This is a genomic window from Pseudomonas sp. EpS/L25, from assembly GCF_001512295.1.
Taxonomy (GTDB): domain Bacteria; phylum Pseudomonadota; class Gammaproteobacteria; order Pseudomonadales; family Pseudomonadaceae; genus Chryseomonas.
On sequence record NZ_LNUP01000015.1, the window covers coordinates 556,474 to 573,946 of the forward strand.

17 protein-coding genes and 1 pseudogene are annotated in these 17,473 nt (G+C 68.1%); 6 read left to right on the forward strand and 12 right to left on the reverse strand.

Going from position 1 to position 17,473, the window contains the following annotated elements:
- Positions 1-320: 320 nt before the first annotated feature.
- The 5 genes from AR540_RS19100 to AR540_RS19120 form a co-directional block, all read right to left on the reverse strand.
- Positions 321-1,193: an oxygenase MpaB family protein gene (locus AR540_RS19100; protein ID WP_059231020.1), complete on the reverse strand. Its 873-nt coding sequence runs from the start codon at positions 1,191-1,193 to the stop codon at positions 321-323.
- Between the two features lie 3 nt (positions 1,194-1,196).
- Positions 1,197-1,784 carry an NUDIX domain-containing protein gene (locus AR540_RS19105; protein WP_059231022.1) on the reverse strand — a complete coding sequence of 196 codons (588 nt, stop codon included), beginning with the start codon at positions 1,782-1,784 and terminating at the stop codon, positions 1,197-1,199.
- Between the two features lie 116 nt (positions 1,785-1,900).
- On the reverse strand, positions 1,901-2,545 hold the full coding sequence (locus AR540_RS19110) for a TIGR04211 family SH3 domain-containing protein (RefSeq protein ID WP_059231024.1): 645 nt from the start codon (positions 2,543-2,545) through the stop codon (positions 1,901-1,903).
- Positions 2,546-2,920: 375 nt separating this feature from the next.
- Complete coding sequence (locus AR540_RS19115) at positions 2,921-3,133, reverse strand: hypothetical protein (protein WP_059231026.1); 213 nt, start codon at positions 3,131-3,133, stop codon at positions 2,921-2,923.
- Between the two features lie 22 nt (positions 3,134-3,155).
- A complete protein-coding gene (locus AR540_RS19120) occupies positions 3,156-3,893 on the reverse strand; it encodes a CDP-diacylglycerol diphosphatase (RefSeq protein WP_236712090.1) in 738 nt (245 codons plus the stop codon).
- Positions 3,894-3,990: 97 nt separating this feature from the next.
- Between AR540_RS19120 and AR540_RS19125 the strand changes: the two genes are divergently transcribed.
- A complete protein-coding gene (locus AR540_RS19125) occupies positions 3,991-4,257 on the forward strand; it encodes a DksA/TraR family C4-type zinc finger protein (protein ID WP_059231028.1) in 267 nt (88 codons plus the stop codon).
- A gap of 77 nt (positions 4,258-4,334) precedes the next feature.
- Here the strand turns inward: AR540_RS19125 and AR540_RS19130 are convergent, their stop codons facing one another.
- The gene (locus AR540_RS19130; RefSeq protein WP_059231030.1) at positions 4,335-5,039 is read right to left on the reverse strand and encodes a glutathione S-transferase N-terminal domain-containing protein; all 705 of its coding nucleotides are present in this window, start codon (positions 5,037-5,039) and stop codon (positions 4,335-4,337) included.
- Between the two features lie 142 nt (positions 5,040-5,181).
- Here AR540_RS19130 and AR540_RS19135 point away from each other — a divergent pair, with 142 nt between their 5' ends.
- The 3 genes from AR540_RS19135 (at position 5,182) to AR540_RS19145 (ending at position 8,788) form a co-directional block, all read left to right on the forward strand.
- Entirely contained in the window at positions 5,182-5,931 is a 750-nt protein-coding gene (locus tag AR540_RS19135; RefSeq protein ID WP_059231032.1) for an alpha/beta fold hydrolase, read from the forward strand.
- 3 nt (positions 5,932-5,934) lie between these two features.
- Complete coding sequence (locus AR540_RS19140; protein WP_059231034.1) at positions 5,935-6,981, forward strand: metal-dependent hydrolase; 1,047 nt, start codon at positions 5,935-5,937, stop codon at positions 6,979-6,981.
- Between the two features lie 361 nt (positions 6,982-7,342).
- Positions 7,343-8,788: an aminotransferase-like domain-containing protein gene (locus AR540_RS19145; RefSeq protein WP_059231602.1), complete on the forward strand. Its 1,446-nt coding sequence runs from the start codon at positions 7,343-7,345 to the stop codon at positions 8,786-8,788.
- Here AR540_RS19145 and AR540_RS19150 read toward each other — a convergent pair.
- Positions 8,785-10,509 (reverse strand): GGDEF domain-containing protein, encoded by a 1,725-nt coding sequence (locus tag AR540_RS19150; protein ID WP_059231036.1) that lies wholly within the window; start codon positions 10,507-10,509, stop codon positions 8,785-8,787. The two genes, AR540_RS19145 and AR540_RS19150, sit on opposite strands and share 4 nt — an antisense overlap.
- A 261-nt stretch (positions 10,510-10,770) precedes the next feature.
- Here AR540_RS19150 and AR540_RS19155 point away from each other — a divergent pair, with 261 nt between their 5' ends.
- Positions 10,771-11,280: a nucleoside 2-deoxyribosyltransferase gene (locus tag AR540_RS19155; protein WP_059231037.1), complete on the forward strand. Its 510-nt coding sequence runs from the start codon at positions 10,771-10,773 to the stop codon at positions 11,278-11,280.
- A 338-nt stretch (positions 11,281-11,618) separates the two neighbouring features.
- Here AR540_RS19155 and AR540_RS26130 read toward each other — a convergent pair.
- Positions 11,619-11,783: pseudogene (locus tag AR540_RS26130) on the reverse strand (glutathione S-transferase); the annotation flags it as partial.
- An 81-nt stretch (positions 11,784-11,864) separates the two neighbouring features.
- Complete coding sequence (locus tag AR540_RS19160; protein WP_059231039.1) at positions 11,865-12,767, reverse strand: LysR family transcriptional regulator; 903 nt, start codon at positions 12,765-12,767, stop codon at positions 11,865-11,867.
- 86 nt (positions 12,768-12,853) lie between these two features.
- Here AR540_RS19160 and AR540_RS19165 point away from each other — a divergent pair, with 86 nt between their 5' ends.
- Positions 12,854-13,636, forward strand: coding sequence for an NAD(P)H-dependent oxidoreductase (locus tag AR540_RS19165; protein WP_059231040.1), 783 nt, complete (start codon positions 12,854-12,856; stop codon positions 13,634-13,636).
- 167 nt (positions 13,637-13,803) lie between these two features.
- On the opposite strand, the gene AR540_RS19170 is transcribed toward AR540_RS19165, so the two are convergent.
- Genes AR540_RS19170 through AR540_RS19180 form a run of 3 tightly spaced genes read right to left on the reverse strand, consistent with a single transcriptional unit; the run spans position 13,804 to position 17,291 of the window.
- The gene (locus AR540_RS19170) at positions 13,804-14,100 is read right to left on the reverse strand and encodes a DUF2845 domain-containing protein (RefSeq protein ID WP_059231043.1); all 297 of its coding nucleotides are present in this window, start codon (positions 14,098-14,100) and stop codon (positions 13,804-13,806) included.
- Positions 14,097-14,381, reverse strand: a complete 285-nt coding sequence (locus tag AR540_RS19175) for a DUF2845 domain-containing protein (protein WP_059231045.1) — start codon at positions 14,379-14,381, stop codon at positions 14,097-14,099. The genes AR540_RS19170 and AR540_RS19175 overlap by 4 nt, the downstream gene beginning before the upstream one ends.
- 33 nt (positions 14,382-14,414) lie before the next feature.
- On the reverse strand, positions 14,415-17,291 hold the full coding sequence (locus AR540_RS19180) for a DUF748 domain-containing protein (RefSeq protein WP_059231048.1): 2,877 nt from the start codon (positions 17,289-17,291) through the stop codon (positions 14,415-14,417).
- Positions 17,292-17,473: the final 182 nt, after the last annotated feature.

Consider the following 17,473-nt stretch of genomic DNA (forward strand, 5'->3'; position numbering starts at 1 on the left):
GCGGCCAGTATGGCCCTGGCGGCCCACTCCTAACGGTCTTTGCCTTATCGCGGCCACGGCGGTCCGCCGATGCGACCGCTCCTACGGATGGGTTTGCTACCGGTAGGTGCGGTCGTATCGGCGCACCGCCATGGTCGCGATCAGAGCCGTAGCGTGGAAAACGGCGCAGCCTTTTCCACGGGGACTTCGTCGCGAGGCGCGCCCTCACCCCAGCCCTCTCCCAGGGGGGAGAGGGGGCTGTCCGAGCAGGTGTCCGACTCCTGGGCATCCGTAAGAGCGGTCGTATCGGCGGACCGCCATGGCCGCGATCACTGCGAAGGCTACCCCTCGATCCCCATCCGCCGCCGGGCTCGGTGCGACGAGCCGTTGCGCACCGCCCAGCGCAACACCGGGGCGGTCGCGCCGATGCCGGTACGAATCAGCCGTCGTTGCAGCGGCCCCTGGTGGAAGCCCAGTTCCGCGCTGGCCCAGTCGGGCAGCAGGTCGATGCCGGCCTGCATCATCAGTTTGCCGAACGGCTTGGCCAGGACGCTCGGCGCGGGTGCCTGCAACAGTACCCGACAGACCTCGCGGCTGCGCTCGTCGCACATCAATTCGGGGCGTATCCGCTGATAGTAGGCGGCGATCTCCGCTCGTGAGCGCGGGACGTCGGTCGCGCCCAGACGCTCGGCCACCAGGGCGATCTCGGCGTAGTAGCGATCCTGCTCCGCGCCCGGCAGCCCGGGATCGAAGTAGCGCAGATAGGCGGCAAGGAAATGGCTGACCTCGGCCACGTGCACCCAGGTCAGCAGGGCGGGATCTTCGGCGCGGTAGGGACGGCCGTCGGCGGCCTGGCCTTGGATGTGGCGGTGGATCGCCTTGACCCGCTCGATCAGCCGCTCGGCGTCGGCCTGGCTGCCGAAGGTGGTGGCGGCGATGAATTGTCCGGTGCGGCGCAGGCGGCCGAGCATGTCCTCGCGAAACTGGGAGTAATCCCAGACACCGGCCAGGGCCAACGGATGCAGGGTCTGCATGAGCAAGGCGGCGATGCCGCCGATCAGCATGCAGGTGAAGTCGCTGTGCACCCGCCAGGGGACGCTGCGCGGGCCGAACAGCCCGGGATCGCCGGGCGGCTGCTCGTAGTCGACCTCACCGAGGGACAGCCCGGTGAGGCTCATTACCTGCCGTTCGATACGGGCGCGGACGAACTCCATGGCTTAGCGCGGCAACAGGTAGAGGGCGGCGTACTGCAGCAGCATGATGGTCTTGCCATCCACCAGCCGGCCATCCCGCGCCATGACCAGGGCCTCGTCGAAGGGCAGCTCCAGCAATTCGATATCCTCGCCTTCCTCGTGCACGCCACCGCCGTCGGTGATGCGCTGGTCGGCGCGGTACTCACCAGCGAAGAAATACAGCAGCTCGGTCACCGAGCCGGGGCTCATGAAGGCGTCGAACAGGTGCTGGACGTTGTCCAGGCGGTAGCCGGTCTCTTCCTCCACCTCGGCCTTGATGCGGGCCTCGGGCGCCGCTTCATCCAGCAGACCCGCAGGAGTCTCCACCAGCAGGCCATCGTCCAGGCCGTTGCCCAAAGTGGGCAGGCGGAACTGGCGGATCAGTAGCACGGTGCGCCGCTCGCGGTCGTAGAGCAGGATGGTGGCACCGTTGCCGCGGTCGTAGGTCTCCCGGGTCTGGCGTTGCCAGGTGCCGTCGCGGCGCAGGTAGTCGAAGGTGGTCTTCTTCAGCAGGCCCCAGTCGTCGGCCAGGGTCTCGACCTGCTGGATACGGATGCGGGAAGTGTCGGACATGGGACTCGTCTTGGCGGGAAGCGTGGCAGCACGGTAGCAGAAGTCGTGCTGCCTTGAATCGTCCGTCACCGCGTGGATTCCGCCCGGTCGCCAGGGCAGAACTCCGAGCTACGCCGTCAGAACCAGCGGTCGTTCTTTTTCCGGCGGGTCATGGAGGGCAGGATGAGACCGGCCAGCAGGCCCGCACCGGCGATGCTGCCGCCGTAGACCATGTATTGCATCAGCGCCTGCTTGTTCTCGTTGCCGAGCTTGGCCTGGGTGCTGCGCAGTTCTGACTGGGCCTGGGTCAGCTGGGCGTCCAGCTCCTTGCGGCGGCTTTCCAGTTCGTCGATCTGCTGCTTGCGCGAGTCCAGGGTCTCCTGCATGCCCTGGACGCGATTCTTCCAGCTGTCGTCGATGGTCTTGAGCTGGCCACTCAGTTCGGCCACCTGCTGCTCCAGCTGCGGCAGGCGCTCGGCCTGGCCGGGTTTGGCCTGCAGGTCGCTGCTGGGAATCCAGACGGTGCCGCCGCCTTCGCCACGGACCTGGCTGTAGTCGCCCTGGGTGCTGATCAGCTCGACCTTCTGCCCGGACTTGAGGGTACCGACGATGCGATAACCATCGGTGGGCCCACTGCGGACATAGGTGGTCAGGCTGTCGCTGACCCAGCGGGCGTTGCTCTCCTGGGCGACGGCGGTGCCGGCGAAGGAGACGAGGGAGGCGGCCAGGCACAGGCCGAGACGCGGGAGGCGGGACAGCAGGCGAGATAGGGACATGGGCATGATGGGATCTGTATGAATAAGCTGAAGAGATGAAGGCCGTGGTGGGCCAGGCCGCATTATTGTGGGCAGTACCCTAACAAGCTGGCGCGATCAATCCGCCACCCCGGCCCGCTTGCTGTTCGAGACGGTGAAACAGTTCAAGCTTTGGCGGCGGAAATCGACGGCCAGTGTCATCTTGCCGCCATATGGAGTGGCTCGCCGGATTCAGAGCCTGTTCAAGTCTCGCGAGCAAGAGTCAAACAAGGCCTAGGCGGCCCCACGAAAAGGCCTGAGGAAGCGGATCGGTCTCGCGCTCGAGTTTACGAGGGGTAAATGAGCATTCCGAAGGGCTTTTCAACGCGTTTGGCCAACGTGCAGCAGACGTTGAACAGGCTCTCAGAGCCGGCCGAGCAGATCCAGGCCCAGCGCGGCCAGCATCCCCAGCGCCGCGCAGCCGAAGGCCAGCGCCTTGCCCCACCAGCGCTTCCAGGCCACGGCGCCGACGACCATGCCCAGGCCGCAGAGCAGCAAGCCGGATTTGAGATAGAAGTCGGACCAGGCGAGCAGCTGGTCGATGAAGTCGAAGAGTTCGTGGAATTCCTGCGGCATGGAGCCTCCTGGCGCGCTGGCGCTATTGAGTCGCCAGGGGGCTGGTCGTTCCCTGGCAGTCCGCGGCCAGCAACCCTTCCGCCGAACCGTAGTCATCGGGCTGGCTACCGGCGCGGCCGGCCAGTAGCAGGAATTCGCGGCTGGCGGTGCGGCCCGGCAAGGCGACCAGGGCCAGTGACAGGCGTGGATCGGGCAGCGGATAGGGCGGTTGCGCGGCCAGGTCGTGGAAGAAGTCCGGTGCCAGCAACTGGGCTTCGCTCAGGCGTTTGGCCTGGTAGTGGCCGTCGGCCAGGGCCACGGGCAGCGGTCGCCACTGGTCATCCAGTCCCGGCGCCAGCTGCCATAGCTGTTGGCGGAGGCCGGGCCGGACGCAGGCGAGATGCACGTGCAGCTGATCCTGGCTGCGTCCGCTGGGGGCATTGAGGGCGAGACCGATCCAGGCATCCGGCACCGGCACCGGGCCCCAGGCGCTCAGGTACCAGCGTTGGCGCCAGGCGAGGGCGAACCAGTTGGGTTGACCCTCCTGCCACAACGCCGGGCTTTCCAGCCCGCGCAGCGGACGCAGCGGCACCAGGATGAAATGCTGACGCTCGCCAGGCGCGCGCAGCACGGCATAGCCCGGGTCGGCGACCACCGCGCGGCACGGGGTGGCGAAGCCGGTGAGCCGGGCGTTGGGCGCACACAGTCCGACCGTGACCTGGCGCAGCAGCTCCCGGCTGGAGCAGCCCGTCAGCGTCATGGCCAGCACCAGCAGCGCCATCCCCAGGCGCCACGACCAGCGGATACTGGACGGCGTCGAACATCTGCGCGAAGGTCGCTTCCAATGGCTATCGGGGCCACACACGGGAGACTCAGCCATGGCCAATGGGTGGGCCGGAGACGGCGCGGTTCAGGAACAGATCGACAGCACGGTGGACGATGCGGTGCAGCGCGCCCGCAGCCGTCTGCCTCGAGGTGCGAGCCTCAGCCACTGCGAGGAATGCGGCGACGCCATTCCCGCGGCCCGTCGCCAGGCGGTGCCGGGGGTACGCCTGTGCATCCGCTGCCAGACGGAGCAGGATGCCGAGAACCAGCGCGCCGGCGGCTACAACCGGCGCGGGAGCAAGGACAGTCAGTTGCGCTAGCGCTGGTCCCGCTATCGGTCGCGCGGAGGCGGGATTCTGCTCCGGATGCTCCGGATGCTCCCGATCGCCAGTGGGCATCAGGGCGCTGCCGGGATCTGCAGACCGCGCTGCACCGCCGGGCGGGCAAGGAAGGCGTCCAGGGTGCGGCGCACCTCGCGGAAGTCCTGGAAGCCGACCAGGTCATCTACCTGGTAAACCTCCACCAGCGCGCGAATCCAGGGGAAGGTGGCGATGTCGACGATGCCGTAGTCGTCGCCAAGGATCCAGGTGCGACCTTGCAGCTGATGGTCCAGGACGCCCAGCAGGCGCCGGGCTTCCGTCACGTAACGGTCGCGGGGCCGCTGGTCCTCGATCTCCTTGCCAGCGAATTTGGTGAAGAAGCCGAGCTGGCCGAACATGGGGCCGATGCCGCCCATCTGGAACATCAGCCATTGGATGGCGTGGTAGCGCTGGGCTGGGTCCGTGGGCAGGAAGCGGCCGGTCTTTTCCGCGAGATAGAGCAGGATGGCGCCGGACTCGAACAGCCCCAGTGGCTCACCGGTGGGACCTTCGGGATCGAGAATGGCGGGAATCTTGTTGTTGGGGCTCAGCGAGAGGAATTCCGGACTGTGCTGATCGTCCTGGCCGAAGTCGACGCGATGCACCTCGTAGGGCAGGCCGAGTTCTTCCAGCAGGATGGCGACCTTGACGCCATTGGGTGTGGGCAGCGAATAGAGTTGCAGGCGCTCGGGATGCTGGGCGGGCCAGCGCTGAGTGATGGGAAAGCGGGAGAGCGCGGTCATGATGGACTCCTCGAACAGGACGATTCCAGATGAGACCTGCGCGCTCGGGGCGGGTTGCGCAGGCTCACCGAAGCGGAACTTAGCGCGATGACCACCTCTCCATCTGACTAGTACGCCTTCAGCTCCGCACCGAGGACTCCCGATGCTCCCCCACAGCCAACAGGGCAGCGGTTCGCCCACCTTCGTGCTCATGCACTTCCTTGGCGGCTCCCACCGTACCTGGTTTCCTACCGTGCCCTACCTGGATGGCGAGCACCGTTGCGTGGCGCTGAATACCCCGGGGTTCGGCGATGCAGCCGATGTCCAGGGCTACAGCGTGGCCGAGATGGCCGATCGGGTGGATGCCAGCATCCGCGCCCTGGGTCTGGAACGTTGCATCCTGGTCGGCCATTCGATGACCGGCAAGGTCGCCGTGGTGCTGGCGGCGCGACGGCCGGAGTACCTGGTCGGGCTGATCCTGGTGGCGCCGTCGCCGCCCGGGCCGCAACCCATGAGCGAGGCCGATCGCGACGCCCAGCGCGCCTACGACAAGAGCCGGGCGGAGGCCGAGGCCTTCGTCGACGAATCCAGCGCTCATCGCCTGCCGGATGCCATCCGTGAGGTGGTGATCGCCGATGCCCAGCGGCTGAATCTCGCTGCCTGGCGCGCCTGGGTCGATCACGGCAGTCGCGAGGACTGGAGCGACCGGATCGAGACCCTGGATTATCCGGTGCTGCTGGTCTGCGGCGCCGATGATCAGCAGGTACCGGGTCCGGACGAGCAGCGCCGTACCACCCTGGCCGCCTTCCCCAACAGCCGTCTAGAGGTCATCCCCGGCGCCGGCCACCTCATGCCGCTGCAGACGCCCCAGGCCCTGGCGCGGCTGATGCTCGATTTCGCCCGAGGCCGCTGACCGGTGGATTCGCTGACCCAGGCCGTGCTCGGTGCTACCCTCCAGACCGCCTTGCTCGGCCGCTGGCAGGGTCGTCGCGCCATCCTCTACGGCGCCGCCCTGGCCACCCTGCCCGATCTCGACGTGGTCATCGACTATGGCGATGCGGTCAGCGAGATGACCTACCACCGCGGCTTCAGCCACTCGCTGTTCGTGCTGACCGGGTTGGCTCTGGCGCTGACCTGGCTCTGCGGACGTTGGCGCGATCCGGGCTACAGTCGACGACGACTGTTCCTGACGCTCTGGCTGGTGCTCATCACCCATCCCTTGCTGGATGCCTTCACCACCTACGGCACCCAACTGTTCTGGCCCATGCCGACCACCCCGGTGGCCTGGTCCAGCATCTTCATCATCGATCCGCTCTATACCCTGCCCTTGTTACTGGCGGTACTCGCCGGGCTGGTAATGGGTCCGCAGGGCAGAAGCCCACGCCTGTCGGTGGTTGCCCTGGTGATCTCCACGGCCTACCTGGGCTGGACCCTGGTGGCCAAGCAAGTGGCCGAGCGCCAGGTACGCGAGGTGCTGGCCGCCCAGGGACAGGCGGATGCCCGGCTATTCAGCGCGCCCCTGCCCTTCACCAGCCTGCTCTGGCGGGTGATGGTGGACGATGGACCGGAGCGCTACCGGGAGACCTGGGTCGGGCTGTTCGACGATCGTCCGCCACAACTGGTGCCCTTGCCGCGCGGTGGCGAACTGGCGCCGATCCTCGCCGATGCACCGGCCGAGCGACGGCTGCGCTGGTTCACCGATGACTGGCTGCGCTACGACCGGCTGGGTGACGACCTGGTGGTGACCGACCTACGCCTGGGCGCCACGGGCTATCACACCTTTCGCTTCGTGCTGGCTCAGCGCGACGCCACGGGCTGGCGACTGGTCGCCGAGCCTTCGCTCTGGCCCCGCGAGCGCGGCGGTCGCGAACAGCTGGCGGTGGTCTGGCGCAGGCTATGGCATCCCGAGCTGCCGGCACCGGTAGCCGACTGGGGCGCGCGGCTGTCACGCCTGCCAGACTGACGCCAGGCATCGATCAGTATTCGCCACCAGGGACGTCGAGCCTCGTGCCAGGCCGTCATCCGATCCAGGCCGATATCGGCCAGTTCCTGCTCCGTGAGCTCCAGCAAGGGACGGCGGGTGGTCAGTTGGCGCCGGAACAACAGCCAGCAACCGGCGGCACGGGTTTGGTCATGAAGGCTAGCGGGTCTGGGCATGGCGTCTCTCCTGTCTATCTCCATGCTCCGCCGCCGGACGCTGTACGGGCAGACCCAGGCCGGCGGGTTGTCCGCCATACAGTCGCTATACAGCGGGGAGCTGTATGGTGTCCCGCGTAGGTATCTGTATGGCGCGCACCGGCCATCCGCCCCGCTATAGTCCGGGCATGAACCGTTATCAGCTGTTGGCCGATGCGCTCGGCCGTCGTATCGAACAGGGCCTCTATCGACCGGGCGAACGCCTGCCGTCGGTACGGGCCCTCGCCCAGGAGCACGGGGTCAGCCTGGCCACGGTGCAGCAGGCCTATCGCCTGCTGGAAGACCGCGGGCTGGTGGAGCCGCGACCCAAGTCCGGCTATTTCGTCCGTCTCGAACGGCGGGTGATCGAATTGCCCCAGGTGACTCGCCCGGCACAATGGCCGGTGGAGGTGTCCGGCTGGGAACCGGTGCGCGAGTTGATGACCAGTACGCCCGATTCGGTGCGGATCCAGCTCGGCCGGGGACTGCCGGATACCGAGGCGCCGACCCTGGCCCCGCTCCTGGCCGGCATGGCGCGACTGGCGCGGCGACCGGGCAATGCCGGGCTGTCCTACGACAGCATCCAGGGCGTGGCCGCCCTGCGCGAACAGGTGGCACGGCTGCAGCTGGATGCCGGCTGCGTGCTCACGGCCGACGACATCGTCATCACCAGCGGTGCCCACGAAGCCCTGGCCGTCGCCCTGCGCGCCACCTGCCAGGAGGGCGACATCGTGGCGGTGGATTCGCCGACCTTCCACGGCGTGATGCAGACCCTCAAGGGGCAGGGCCTCAAGGCACTGGAGATCCCCACCGATCCGCGCACCGGCATCAGCCTGCCGGCGCTGGAACTGGCCCTGGAACAGTGGCCGGTGCGGGCCATCCAGCTCACTCCCAGCTGCAACAACCCGCTGGGCTACTGCATGCCCGAAGCGAACAAGCGCCAACTGGTGGCCCTGGCGCGCAAGCATGACCTGGCGGTGATCGAGGACGACGTCTACGGCGACCTGCTCTACGGCTATCCCCGGGGTCGGTCGCTCAAGGCCTTCGACGAAGACGACCGGGTGATCCTCTGCAGTTCCTTCTCCAAGACCCTGGCACCCGGCCTGAGGGTCGGCTGGGTCGCGCCCGGTCGCTACGGCGAGCGCATCCTGCACCTCAAGTACATCGGTACCGGCTGCACCGCCCCCCAGCCACAGCTGGCCATCGCCGAGTTCATCGCCGCCGGCCACTACACCGTCCACGTACGGCGCATGCGCGCCCAGTACCAGCGCAATCGCGACCTGATGAGCACCTGGGTACAGCGCTACTTTCCCGCCGGCACCCGGGTCAGCCAGCCCCAGGGCAGCTTCCTGCTCTGGGTGGAGTTGCCCGAGGGCTGCGATAGCCACCGGCTCGATCGCGAGTTGCTGGCGCAGAGCGTGCAGATCGCCTGTGGCAGCATCTTTTCCGCCTCTGGCAAGTACCGCAACTGCGTGCGCCTGAACTATGCCCAGGCCCACCGGGCCGGGGTGGAGGAGGGGGTGCGCCGGGTCGGCGAGACGGCCCGACGCCTGCTGAGCGAGGCCAAGACGCTATCCGAGCCCGCGCTGGTCTAGCCGACTTCGGCAACCTCGCTGCAATTGCGTCCGCGGTGCTTGGCGCGATAGAGGGCAGCATCGGCCTGGGCCAGCAGCCGTAGCGGCGCGCCTTCCTGCCGTTGCGCCGTCACGACCACGCCGAAGCTGGCGGTGACCGGCAGGGCTTCGGTCGGACCGACGGCGAAGGGGGTGTCGGCGATGCCCTGGCGCAAGCGCTCGGCGAGCGCCAGGGCATCCTCCGGCTGCTCGACGTCGCCCAGCACGGCGAATTCCTCGCCGCCGATGCGGGCCAGGCGATCGCCCTCGCGCAGCAGGGTACTGCAGCGTTGCGCCAGGTGCCGCAGCAGAAGATCGCCGGCGGGATGGCCGTAGGTATCGTTGATCCGCTTGAAGTGATCGATGTCGAAGGCGATCACCGCCAGATAATGCGGTGTCCGGGCTACCCCTTGCGCCAGCTGGCGTTCGAAGGCGCGGCGATTGGCTAGGCCGGTGAGGTAGTCGGTCTCCGCCCGGACGCCGAGTTCGGCGATCAGGGCGTCGCGCTCCTGACGCAGCAGATCGGCCTGCTGCAGTTCGCGTTCCAGTTGCTCGAAGGCGGCGAACAGGGTGCGCGGATCGTCCTCGTCGTCGGCGACGTCACTGGCCGGCCTATGCCGCCGGGTCAGGGTGAGCAGCCGTTGGGTATTGGCCAGCAGCGGCGACAGCAGGCGGCGCTTGAGCAGCAGCAGGCCGGTGCCCAGCGCCAGCAGGATGCCGAGGGCCGCGGCGATGGTCAGCAGCAGGCGCAGGTGGGCTTCCCGAGCCAGGCGCGCGGCCTCGCGCTCGGCGAGACTCAGGGCGGTATCGCGCAGGTCCAGGATGCTGGCCATGGTGGGCACGTAGCCGCGGGCGAAGGCGGCAGCGCTGGACGGCTGGCCGGCGAGCAGGGCCGTCAGGGTCTGCTGGTAGTACTCCAGGCCCTGGCCCAGGTAGCGCTCACGCAACTGCTGGAAGCGCTCGCGCTCGGCATTGGCCGCCGCGCCTTCGAGATTGCCGCGTAACAGATCCACCAGCTGGTTGAGGCGCCCCTGGGTCTGCTGCAATAGCTCGCGCTCGTCCGCCGTGGGCGCGCGCGCCGCTTGCAGCGCCGGGGTCAGCAGCGAGCCCAGGCGCCCGGCCGTGTCGCGCAGGCGTGACGCCAGCTTGGTGTTGACCAGGCAGGCGGCGATGCCGGGGGTCCGCACGGCCAGATCCTGCAAGGTGAAGTCGGCGGCGCGGAAGTTGGCGTCGGACGCCTGGAACATGGCGTTGACCACCTGGCCGACGGTGGGGCGTGCGGGATCGCCGGCGGGCAGGTTCAGACGCTGGTCCGCCAGGGCGCGGGCCTGTCGCAGGCTGTCGTAGCCAGTCGCTACCTGTTCGGCGGTCACGCTGCATTCCGGGCAGCCTTGCACGGCCTGCCGCAGTTGGGCGAAGCGTTCATCGCTCAGGGCGCGGGCACGGGCCAGCGCCTGGGGATCGCCGTCGCGCTCGCCCAGCATGGCGTTGGTCGGGCCGCGTTCGGCGGAAATGGCCTCCACCAGGCGCAGGGCCTGACTGTAGACCGGCAACTGCGCCAGGGTGAGTTGCAGACTGGCGGACACCTCGTGGGCCTGACGCACGATCAGCGCCATGCCACAGCCGGTGGCGAGCGCAGCCACCACCAACAGCCCGTTGATCAGCCGGTTGAGGTGAGCGGTAAGGCGGAAACGGCCAGACATCGAGCGACACCAGAGTGAGCATGCCCAAGAAGCGAGCCCAACTCCGGATAGCGGGGGGATCCAGGCTCTTCAAGTGGCGGCGATGTTAAAGCCCTTACCTTTCAAAAGGTATACGACCAGGGCGTCACCTGTTGGTTATGGCGCCAACGGTCATCGGCGTGGTGTGAAAGGTACGGGCCGCTCTGGTCCGGGGCCGCCCCGGGCCAGGGCAGACGAGGAGCTGTCAGCCGTCTAGACTGACCGCTTTGCCGAGGTCAGCCCATGCCGCCCCGTATCTATCTCGCCGGTCCCGATGTCTTCCGTCCCGATGCCATCGCCCAAGGCGACGCGCTCAAGGCGCTCTGCGCCGGGCAGGGCTGCGAAGGCCTGTTTCCCCTGGACAATGCCATTCCCGTCGAACTGACTGAGCCGCGCGCGCAGGCCGCCTGGATCTATCGCGCCAATGTCGCGTTGATCGAGCAGGCCGATGGCGTGCTGGCCAATCTGGACTTCTTCCGTGGCGCCGAGCCCGACAGCGGTACCTGTTTCGAAGTGGGCTACGCCGTGGCGCTGGGCAAGCCGGTGGTGGGCTACGTGCCGGAGCAGGGCAGCCTTGCCGAGCGCATCCGTGCCCGCCATCCCGAGTGGCTCGGCACCGGCCTGCTGGACCGCGATGGCTGGACCCTGGAGGAATTCGGCCTGCCGCTGAATCTGATGCTGGCGGTGTCGACATCCCTTGTCGTCGGCGGCCCGGAGGTGGCTCTGGCGGTGTTGCGCGAGCGGCTGGGCTAGTGTGGTGTTTCAGAAGTTGACTGCACAATTTTGGCGGCGCTTTTTTTGCCCGGGCGGCGTTGCCACTCCTCGTCATAGCCCTGCCATGGCTCGTCGCGACGCCGAGCCCGAGCAAAAGAATCACTCGCCAATTCTTGCGCGAACTTCTGAAACACCACACTAGCGGGTCAGGGGTGTACGACCCTCGCCCCGGCCCTTTCCCAGGGGGAGAGGGGGGGGTTGGAACAGGGGGCGATCGCGATCGGTCCAGTGGAAAAGGCTGCGCCGTTTTCCACGCTACGGGTGACCTTCATCCCGGGGGAGCAGCGGTTGGAACGGAGTCAGCGGCGCGGAAGCTGGCGCGCCCAGAAGGCCGCCAGGTACTCGAAGCGCTCGTCCAGTGGTGTCTGGTTGGTGGGGAATTTCGAGAAGGCGATGGCGGTGCAGGGGGTGATGTCGGCGCAGGTCGGTGCCGCGCCGCTCAGCAGTCAGTCCCGGCCATCGGCCAGGTGGCGCTCCGCCAGCGGCAATGCTCGCCCCTGCACGGCGTCGATTGGTGAGGCGGCTGCTGTGCCTCGGCTCTACCGGCCTGCAGGCCCGGCTCGTCAACCGACGAGGCGCGCGACGATGAACCCGCGCAGCCAGGCATGGGCCGGGTCGCGGTGCAGGCGTTCCGGCCAGAGCAGCAGCATGTCGAAGCCGGGTACGGCGAGGGGCGGCGGCTGGGTCTGCAGACCGGGGTGCGCCAGGGCGATCCGCGACGGCAGCAGGGCGACCAGGTCGCTGCTCACCAGGGCGCTGGCCAGGGTGCTGAAGTGCGGTACCGACAGCACCACGCGCCGCGCCAGGCCTCGCTCGGCCAGCAGGCGGTCGGTGGTGCTGGCGAAGCCGCCGCCAGTGGGAGAGACCAGCGCCTGGTCCAGTTGGCAGAAGGTCGCCAGGGACAAGGGGGCGGCCAGGGCCGGATGGCCGCGCCGCCCGGCCAGCAGATAGTGCTCGGTGAACAACGGCCGCTGACGCAGACCGGACGCGGCGGCATCGGCCACGTCCAGGGCAAGGTCGAGGTGATCGCCTTCCAGCTGCTCGGCGAGCAGGTCCGGCTTCTTCTCTAGCAGTGCCAGGCGGATACCGGGCGCCTGTTCGCGCAGGTCGGCCAGCAGAGGCGTCAGCAGGGTCGCGGCGCTGTGGTCGCTGGCGGCGATGCGCCAGGTGCGCTCGGCGCAGGCCGGATCGAAGGGGGCAGCCGGGGCCAGGGCCTCGTCCAGCGCGGCCAGGGCCTGGCGTAGCGGATCACGCAGGGCGCTGGCTCGCGCCGTGGGTCGCATGCCGCGCGGTCCGGGCAGCAGCAAGGGGTCGTCCAGCAATTGGCGCAGCCGGCCGAGTTGCAGGCTGACGGTAGGCTGCGCCAGGTTGAGTCGCCGCGCTGCGCGGGTCACGTTGAGCTCCACCAGCAGGGCGTCGAGGGTCACCAGCAGGTTGAGGTCGAGGCGTCTCAAGCTATTGTGCACGGCAATGGCTACTGTTTCGGTAATTCATTTTAAGCATAGCGTGATCGTCCCCTAGCCTGGGCTCCTCTTTTCCCGAGGTGCTCGTCATGAAGATCCTGTTGGTCTACGCCCATCCCGAACCCCGCTCCCTCAACGGTGCCCTGCGCGATTTCGCCATCGCCCACCTTCAGGCGGCTGGGCACGAGGTACAGCTCTCCGATCTCTACGCCATGGGCTGGAAGGCCACCCTGGATGCAGCGGATGCGCCGCACCTGGCGCCGGGTGAGCGTTTCGATGCGGTGGTCGATTCCCAGCGCGCCTATGCCCAGGGCACGCAACCCGCGGACATCGCCACCGAGCAGGCCAAGCTGCTCCGGGCCGATGTGCTGATCCTGCAGTTCCCGCTGTGGTGGTTCTCCCTGCCAGCCATCCTCAAGGGCTGGGTGGAACGGGTCTACGCCTGCGGCTTCGCCTATGGCGTGGGAGAGCACAGCGACAATCACTGGGGCGATCGCTACGGCGAGGGCACCCTGGCCGGCAAGCGCGCCATGCTGGTGGTGACCTGCGGCGGCTGGGAGTCGCACTACAGCGACCGGGGTATCAACGGTGGCCTGGACGACATTCTCTTTCCGATCCAGCACGGCATCCTCTTCTATCCCGGCTTCAGCGTGCTGCCGCCCTTGCCGGTCTATCGCACCAGCAGGATCGACGCCGCCGGTTTCGAGCGGCTGTGCCAGGCCTATGGCGCCCGTCTGGATGGGCTGGCGACCGACGCCCCGCTGCCGTTCCGCCGGCAAAACGGCGGCGACTACGAGATTCCGGCGCTGACCTTGAGGCCCGAACTGGCTCCGGGGCGGACCGGGTTGGGCGTTCATTTGCGGGAGGAGTGAGGGGCGTAGCTACCCTCTCCCAGGGAGAGAAGAGGGGGCGGTTGCAGGCTACGGTGAAGTCGACCTCATGGGAAAAGTGGAAAACGCTGCGCGGTTTTCCACGCTACGGGCTGTAGGGTGGACGACGGCGTAGCCTCGTCCACGCAAACCACTCAAGGCAAGCCGCCTCAATTGGCCCTCTTGCTATCCACCTGGTCCAGCCGCCCGGCGCGGAAGGTGAGGAAATACAGCATGCCGTTCCAGGGGCCGTAGGCCCATTCCTCGACGAACTCCACCTGGCGATAGCCATAGCCGTCGATCACCTGGCGCTCGCCCAGCGGGGTGACGCTCAGCGGGTCACCGCATTTGCCACGCACCTCGTGGGTGGTGGAGCCGTCGGACACCAGGGCGCTGCCGCAGCGCAGGGAGGCGGCCTGGGCGGTGCCGGTGGCGAGGAGAACGAGCAGGAGCAGGGCACGGGTCATAGGCGCTTGAACTCGATGCGGGTGAGGCGGTTGGCTTCGAAGGTGAGGATGTAGTTTGCGCCGTTCCAGGGGCCGTACACCCACTCTTCGATCACCGCCTCGCGGCGCTCGTTGCGGCCCAGCTCATAGCCCACCAGGTCGCGGTGGGCCGGTTCGCCGCATTTCTGCAGCACTTCGAAGGCTCTGTCACCACGGCTGACCAGGGCGTTGCCGCATCTCATGGAGTCGGCGGCGGCACCGGTGGCGACCAGCAGGGTGAAAACGGCGAGCAGGCAACGCATGACGAGGGTCTCCTGAGAGCCTGTTCTGACCGGTCAGAGCGCGCCGAGCTGCAACTGTGCGGCCGTGGGCGACTCGCCGGATTGGGGTTGGGTGCTGACGTCCAGCAGGTAGACCCGCTGGGCATCCAGTTTCGCCGTGTCCACCAGGTAGGTCTTGATGGCATCCGCGCGCTGCTGGGCCAGGCTGCGCAGGAGACCATCATTGCCGCTCCAGGCTTCGAGCACCGCCTGGCGCAGGCGCGCCGTGCGGGTGGCATCGTCCAGACTATCCCATTCCTGTGGCGGTTGCGCCTGCAGGCGCAGGCGATACAGGCCTTCCAGCAGGGGCGCGCGCATGTCGGCGGGCACCTGCAACTGGCTGGGATCGGCCGGCACCTTGTCGCCGCGCCGTTGCAGCAGGTTGAAGTACTGGGTCTGGAAGTCCTTTTCCAGTTGGCTGGCGGCCAGGGCGCGGCCGTCGCTGGCGGCGCTGGCGTGACCCTTGACCTCCACCGCCAGTTGCGGGCGCTGGCGCAGCGCCGCGGCCAGCTTGTCCAGGTCGCCGCGGGCCTGGGCGGAAAGCGTGGTGCTGCCGGGGGCGAAGTCGATGGCGTCGAGGTTGGCCTCGTGGCCGCCGACGAGCCCCGCCAGCAGGCGGAAGGGCGCCTGGACGGTGCGGGTCAGCAGATTCCTCAGGGTCTGCCAGACCACCGGCATGACGCTGAAGTTGGGGTCGTCGAGATTGCCCGCCACCGGCAGGCGCAGGTCGATGCGACCGTGGCTGTCCTTGAGCAGGGCCACGGCCAGGCGCACCGGCAGGTCCACCGCGTCCTTGCTGTCGACCCGCTCGCCCAGTTCCAGCTGGTCGAGCACCACGTGGTTCTGCGCCTGCAGCTTGCCGTCGTCGATGCGGTACTGCAGGTCCAGGTCCAGTCGCCCCTTGCGCACCGCATAGCCGGCGAACTTGCCGGTGTAGGGCGACAGGGTGGTGAGTTCGACCTGGCGGAAGTAGGCGGTCACGTCCAGTTGCTGCAGCGGATCGAGGGGGTCGAGGCGGCCCTTGATCTCCACCGGGGCGAAGCGGTCGACCTTGCCGGCCAGGTGGATGTCGGCCGGTTTGGAGGCGGCGGTGTCCAGGGTGCCGATGCCGCCTTCCAGGGACTGGATGTTGGTGGCGAAGCCGGGTTTCAGGCTGTTGTCGGCGAAGTCGGCGCTGCCATCCTTGATGCTCACCCCGCCGATGCGGATTTGCAGCGGTGGCGAGCTGTCCTTCGACTCGGTTTTCGGCTGGGGGACCAGCAGCGCGCTGAAGTTGTTGCTCAGGTCCTCGTTGATCACCAGGGTGCCATAGGGCTTTTCCAGGTCGACCTTGTCGATCACCAGGTGCTTGCCCAGCTCGAAGGCGATGCCCCGCAAGTCGAGTAGTTGCCAGCGCATGAAGTCCTGCTGGTGCAGGGTGTCCAGCACGTGCACCTGGGTGACCTGGGCGGTGCCGCCGACCTTGAGGCCCAGCGGCTCGCCCGGGGCGAGGGTGACCTTCAGCCTGCTGGCCAACTGGCCGCTGCGGATTTCCAGGCGTACATAGGGATTGAGGTAGGGCTGGGCCTGGCGCAGGTTGAGTTCGTCGATGCCGACGTCGAACTGCCCCTGCAAGGGCGCAAGGTCAAGCTGGCCGGCGACGGTGATGCGACCGCGGTCGCCCAGGGTGGTCTTGAGGTCGAGGGCGAAGGGCCTGTCGCCCGCCGTATCGAAGCCCTTCACCGCCACGTCCAGGCCGCTGAAATAGAGACTCGCCGGGTCGGGCGGGACGCGGTCCACCAGGTGCAGCTGGTTGTCGGCGAGCTGGACGTCAGCCAGCTTCACCCGCCAGGCCGGTCCGCTGCTGGGCGCGTCGCTGGTCGGAAAGAGTTTCTGCCAGTCCAGGCTGCCGTCCTGCTCGCGATTGCCCCAGGCATCGAGGCCGTTGCCCTGCAGGCGGGCGATGGTGACTTCGCGCTTTTGCAGATCCAGGTCTATGCCTTCGGCGGCAAAGCGCTTGAAGCTGGCCTTGGGCTCGGCGCCCACCGCCTGCACGGCGACGTCATCGAGCGCCAGGCGGCCCTGGCTGAGCTGCAGCTGCAGGCCCTTGGCCAGGTCCAGCCGGTAGTGGCTGCTGGCTTCCAGCCGACCCTTGCCCAGGGCCAGGGGCAGCTGGTTGCGCACATAGGGCCACCAGGGCGCGAGGCTTACGTTTTGCAGCGCCAGGTCGCCCTCGCTGCGCAGCGGGGCGAGGTCCAGGCTGCCCTTCCAGGTCAGCTGGCCGCCCTGGGTGGTGGTGGCGGTCAGGGCCAGCTGGCCGGGGCCATCCCCGCTGCGGGTACGGAAATCCTGCAGGGTGGCGTCCAGCGGGGTGAGGGTGACGTCCACCGGCTGGGCGCCCTGGGCGTCGAGGAAGTGCAGGCGGCCGCCGACCAGGGCGATACGCTCGATGTGCACCGGGAAGGGCTGGCCTTCCGGCTCGGCGGCGGGCGTCGGCGTGCCGGCCGGGGTGGGCGTCGGCGTGCCGGCCGGGGTGGGCTCGCTGCGCCAGAGCTGGGCCAGGTTGACCTGGCCGTCCTTGGCGATGCGCAGGTCGACCTGGGGCTGATCGAGACGGACGTCGGCCAGGTGCAGGGTGCGCCGCCAGAGGCTATCCAGTTGCAGATTGGCGTAGAAACCGTCGACGGCCACGGTGGGACGCTCCGCCGGACCGATCAGCAGCTTGTCCGCGCGCAGCTCCAGGGTGAAGGGATTGAAGCTCAGCGCCTGCAGGCTGGCCGGCTGGGTGAGGCGTTCGCCCAGTGTCTGGTTGAGGTAGTGCAGGGCGAGGCGCGGCCCGACCACGAAGCCGAGCAGGCTGTAGAGGGCCAGGAGCGCGAGCAGGACGAGGCTCGCTTTGACGATTCTGGGCATGCGGGCTTCTAGGACGGCCAAGGTGCGCGGATTATGGCACGGCGCCTCCGTCGGCAAGGGCGGTGGGCGTCCCAAAAGTATGCGGGCCGCTACTTGGCACCCAGTGGACGAGCCCGAAGCGGAATGGGATACCCCTCACGAATCGGCTTTTCACGCACGGCAGCGCGGCCTGGTGGGCGATC